We start from the raw sequence: 654 nt of genomic DNA, 5'->3' as shown, positions 1-654 counted from the left end.
GTGCGGCACCAGCACGCGGTGGTGGCCGAGCGGGCCGGTGACGAGCGGCTCGCGGCCCGCGCGCGGGCCGTGGCCGAGCGCACCCACGAGCTGTCCGAGCTGCTGGTCGACGTGCTCGGGGTGACCGACGTCGGCGCCGACTATCCCCACCGGGTCACCTACCACCCCACCTGCCACTCGCTGCGGATGCTCGGCGTGGGCGACAAGCCGCTGCAGCTGCTGCGGGCGGTCCGCGGCATCGACCTGGTCGAGCTGCCGGCCGCCGACCAGTGCTGCGGCTTCGGCGGGACCTTCGCGGTCAAGAACGCCGACACCTCCACGGCGATGCTCGCCGACAAGATGAGCAACGTGCTGGAGACCGACGCCGAGTTCGTCACCGCCGGTGACTCCTCCTGCCTGATGCACATCGGCGGCGGCCTCGGCCGCCTGCGCACCGGCGTCAAACCGGTGCACCTTGCCGAGATCCTGGCAACCACGGAGGCACGCATGGCGGGTGACGACGGGCGGCGAGAGCGGAGCGGAGCCACCCTGCCGCCGAGGAACGGCGAAGGGGGGCACGCATGAGTAGCCCTGTGTCAACCTCAGGCGGCGTTGCCGTTGCTGAGCAGTGTCCGAAGTGCGCCGTGTTGGGTGGGGTCGTAGGCGGTTTCGTCT

At 71.6% G+C, this 654-nt stretch carries 1 protein-coding gene; it reads left to right on the top strand.

What is annotated here, in order from left to right; translation table 11 throughout:
• Window positions 1–564 (top strand): heterodisulfide reductase-related iron-sulfur binding cluster (locus tag FRW57_RS22495; RefSeq protein ID WP_162529489.1); only part of this gene is annotated, 564 nt, incomplete at its 5' end.
• Window positions 565–654: the final 90 nt, after the last annotated feature.

Origin of the sequence: Segeticoccus rhizosphaerae (assembly GCF_009192725.1) — a bacterium.
GTDB lineage: Bacteria > Actinomycetota > Actinomycetes > Actinomycetales > Dermatophilaceae > Segeticoccus > Segeticoccus rhizosphaerae.
The sequence above is the reverse complement of the archived record's forward strand: the minus strand, read 5'-3'. Positions and strand labels throughout refer to the sequence as shown.